At 34.4% G+C, this 3491-nt stretch carries 3 protein-coding genes; all 3 read left to right on the forward strand.

The window, feature by feature from the left end:
- Positions 1 to 13: 13 nt before the first annotated feature.
- Positions 14 to 1078, forward strand: a complete 1065-nt coding sequence (gene wecB / locus MVY38_RS05395) for a non-hydrolyzing UDP-N-acetylglucosamine 2-epimerase (RefSeq protein ID WP_297484137.1) — start codon at positions 14 to 16, stop codon at positions 1076 to 1078.
- Positions 1068 to 2270 carry a glycosyltransferase family 4 protein gene (locus MVY38_RS05400; protein ID WP_297484133.1) on the forward strand — a complete coding sequence of 401 codons (1203 nt, stop codon included), beginning with the start codon at positions 1068 to 1070 and terminating at the stop codon, positions 2268 to 2270. The genes wecB and MVY38_RS05400 overlap by 11 nt, the downstream gene beginning before the upstream one ends.
- A gap of 4 nt (positions 2271 to 2274) precedes the next feature.
- Positions 2275 to 3491: STT3 domain-containing protein (locus tag MVY38_RS05405; RefSeq protein ID WP_297484135.1), on the forward strand; the 1217-nt coding region annotated here is incomplete at its 3' end.

The raw sequence follows: 3491 nt of genomic DNA on the forward strand, positions 1-3491 counted from the left end.
GGTTGAAAGAGATATGAAAATCCTAACAATACTAGGCGCAAGACCTCAGTTCATAAAAGCAGGAAGTGTAAGCCGTGAAATAGCTAAACGCAGTGAAATCCAAGAGATAATAGTCCATACAGGACAACACTACGATGCAAATATGAGTGATATCTTCTTTGATGAGATGAAGATTTCTAAGCCTGATTACTTCCTTGGCATTGGTGGCAAAAGCCACGGTGCTATGACAGGACAGATGATAGAGAAGATAGAAGAAGTATGCACAAATGAGAAACCTGACTGGGTAATGGTCTATGGTGATACCAACTCAACTCTTGCAGGTGCAATAGTTGCAAGTAAACTGCATATAAAACTAGCACACATTGAAGCAGGGCTTAGAAGCTTTAATATGAAAATGCCAGAAGAGGTAAACAGAATACTCACCGATAGAGTCAGTCAAATACTTTTTTGCCCAACAGATACAGCAGTAGAGAACCTGAAAAATGAAGGCTATGATAACCTTGATGCAAAAGTAGTAAAGTCTGGCGATGTTATGCAAGATGGAGCTATCTTTTATAAAAATCTAGCACAAAAACCATCTTGTGATACGCAAGACAACTTTATACTCTGTACAATCCATAGAGCCGAAAATACAGATGATAAGCAAAGATTAAAAAACATCTTCAAAGCACTGAATGAAATAGCAAAAGAAAAACAAGTCATTTTACCACTACACCCAAGAACAAAAAAGATACTCAGTGAACTGCAAATAGATACAAAAAACTTGACAATCATTGACCCTGTAGGATACTTAGAAATGGTATGGCTTATAGACAACTGCTCTCTTGTAATGACAGATAGCGGAGGACTCCAAAAAGAGGCATACTTCTTCCAAAAACAATGCATAACACTCAGAGATGAGACAGAATGGGTAGAACTAGTTGAGAATGGCTTCAATACCCTTGTTGGAGCTGATTACGAGAAGATACTCAACGCATACCAGACAAACACTGCGTTTACATCTAAAGAGTTAGACCTTTATGGTTGTGGTAGGGCTAGCCAAAAGATTATAAGTGAATTATTAGCATATGAACTCTAAAAATATCTGGATTATTAACGAGTATGCAGGCTCTCCCTATCATGGAATGGAGTTTCGGCATTACTATTTAGGAAAAGAGCTTGTAAAACTGGGTGATAAAGTTACAGTTGTAAGCTCTTCATACTCCCATCTTTTTAAAAATCTTCCAAAAGAAAAAAGAGAAAACATTGACGGTGTAGATTATCTGTGGCTAAAGACTTTTGATTATGGTGAGTCACATGATAAACGCAGGGTACTCAAATGGTTTCTTTTTATGTTTAAAGTTTTTTTCTTGCCATTTTTTTTGAAAAAACCAGATGTTATCATAGTCTCACCTATGGCACCATTTCCTATTTTACCGGCGTGGATACTTTCAAAAATATATAAAGCAAAATTGATTTATGAGGTAAAAGACATTTGGCCACTCAGTCTTATAGAGTTGGGTGGTTTTTCTCCTACGCATCCATTTATCCGTTTTATGGCTTGGTTTGAAAAATTTGCACTTGAAAAATCTGACTACATAGTCTCAAATCTTCAAAATTATGGTGAGCACATGAGACATGATGTGAGTGTTCAAAGAGATTTCACATGGATTAGTAATGGTGTCGATTTGGATGAATTGAATAATATCGAACCATTAGATTATCAAATGAAGCAAAAAATTCCACAAGATAAATTTATTGTAGGTTATACGGGTACTGTAGGAGTTGCAAATGCACTCGATAGTTTTTGCGAAGCTGCCAAAATTTTACAAAATAAGAAAGATATACTTTTTATCATAGTTGGAGATGGGCAGGAAAAAGAGAACTTGCTCTTGGAGTATGGAAACTTTGATAATCTACTGTTTATAGAATCAATTCCCAAACAACAGGTGCAAAGTATGTTGTCTCTTTTTGATGTCTGTTATATTGGACTTAAAAAAGAGAATCTTTTTAAGTATGGAGTTTCACCAAATAAGCTTTATGATTATATGTATAGTGCGAAGCCTGTGCTTTATGCTATTGATTCGGGTGAAAATAATATTGTTAGAACTGCTGAGTGTGGAATTAGCGTTGAAGCTGAAAATCCGGAGGCAATTGCTGATGGAGTTGAAAAACTCTACAAAATGGGTAACAAAAGAGAAAAACTTGGTAAAAATGCAAAGGCATATATCTTAGAGCATTTTACTTATGATAAACTTGCACTAAAGTATCAAAAATTAATGGAGAAGTAATAGAATGAACGAAATTTTTAAAAAATATGATGTCTATTTTTATATGCTGTTTGCATATGTTTTTAGTGTAGCATGTAGATATATTTGGGTGTATCAGTTTAGTGGATATGCGCCATTTCATTGGCATGGTCAGTTGATGATAAATACAAATGATGGGTATTACTTTGCAACGGTTGTAAAACATCTGCTTTATGGAACAAACCCCGACAATCAACTCCTGCAAACGGCGATAGATACATATCCTGGAACGGTATATAGTGTTTACTATCTTACAAAATTTTTACCATTTTCACTTGATACTATCATTCTCTATATGCCTGCATTTGTATCGAGTCTTATCGTTATTCCTATCATTCTAATTATGCGACTCTATAAACTTACTTTTGTTGGCTTTTTGGCTGCACTTTTAGCTTCAATCACATGGAGTTTTTATAATCGTACTATGACAGGGTATTTTGATACAGATATGTTTGCTCTAGTTTTCCCTGTCTTTATTTTATATTATGTGATGAAATTTGTCAAAGATGATAAATTATTGACGATGCTTATTGCTTCTATTATTACTGCATTTTATGTTGTTTTTTATCCTCAAGGGTATGCGGCAATTAGTGCTATTTTTGTTACATTCATTGTTTATGGGCTTTTATTTGTGAAAGACAAAAAACAGTTCTATCTCTCTTTGGTATTTATGAGTATTGCTCTTATTAAAATTATGTTATTGTTAAAGCTGGCACTACTTGTTGCGTTTTACTTTGTGTCAAAGCAGGAGATAGTTAGAAAAGATAAAAATCCTCTTTACATTGCTATTGCATCTGTGCTTCTATTTATATTAGCAGGAGATGGTTATGCACTCATTATGTCTAAAATTGGCTGGTATACAAAAACAGGTACAGATGCAGGGATTCTTCACTTTTATGATGTTGCTCAAACAATTCGAGAGGCAGGAAAAATTCCTTTTGACACTTTTGCAAATAGAATTTCGGGTTCTGTTGTTAGTTTTATAATTGCACTAGCAGGTTATATACTCCTCGTATTTAAGAAAAAAGAGTTTTTACTTTTTATTCCATTGATTGGAATTGGATTTTTTGCATATATTGGTGGTCTTAGATTTACTGTGTATGCTATTCCTGCCATGGCAATTGGTGCAGTATATGTGGCTTATTTCATAATTGAGAGAGTTGGACTAAAAGATAAAGCAAAATATGCTCTTCTTGCTTTAGC

The organism is Sulfurimonas sp. (assembly GCF_027056685.1).
Taxonomy (GTDB): domain Bacteria; phylum Campylobacterota; class Campylobacteria; order Campylobacterales; family Sulfurimonadaceae; genus Sulfurimonas.

What these genes read in the sequence shown, in the direction of transcription:
- wecB (WP_297484137.1), top strand. Translation starts at nt 14, where the DNA reads ATGAAAATCCTAACAATACTAGGCGCAAGACCTCAGTTCATAAAAGCA.
- MVY38_RS05400 (WP_297484133.1), top strand. Translation starts at nt 1,068, where the DNA reads ATGAACTCTAAAAATATCTGGATTATTAACGAGTATGCAGGCTCTCCC.